General features: G+C 67.6%; 1 protein-coding gene. It reads left to right on the forward strand.

Translation table 11 applies throughout. From position 1 onward, the window contains the following. A partial coding sequence (locus AC01FP_RS18965) for a polysaccharide deacetylase family protein (RefSeq protein ID WP_474482512.1) occupies window positions 1-531 on the forward strand: 531 nt, incomplete at both ends.

Below are 531 nucleotides of genomic sequence, written 5' to 3' on the forward strand. Positions count from 1 at the left end.
CGCCCGGCGGCGGCAGCGGGAAAGGCCGAGATCGGGGTCCAGCTCCACCCGTGGGTCAATCCGCCGCATCAGGAAGAGGTCAATCCGCGCAATTCCTATGCCGGCAACCTGCCGTTCGAACTGGAGCGGGCCAAGTTGCTGCGCCTGCGTGACGAGATCGAGCGAGCATTCTCGGTCAACCCGCTGATCTATCGCGCAGGCCGCTACGGCACCGGTACGCAGACCGGCGAAATCCTGCGCGAGGCCGGGATTGCCATCGACACCTCCGTGCGCAGCAATTTCGATTATTCGGCGCAGCACGGGCCGGACTACAGCGCTCACCCGCTGTGGCCCTATTGGGCCGGGGCGGATCGCAGCCTGCTCGAACTGCCGGTCAGCACAGTGTTCTGGGGGATCCTGCGGAGGCAGGGGCCAATGATCCACCGCCTCCTCCGCAGCGAGCCGAGGCTGCTCGGCGCGCTCGCGCGGCTGGGCCTGGCTGCGGGCGCCTATGCATTGGCCACCGTGCACCGGGCTGAAAACACCGACGAC

This window comes from Cyanobium sp. NIVA-CYA 375 (assembly GCF_056108345.1).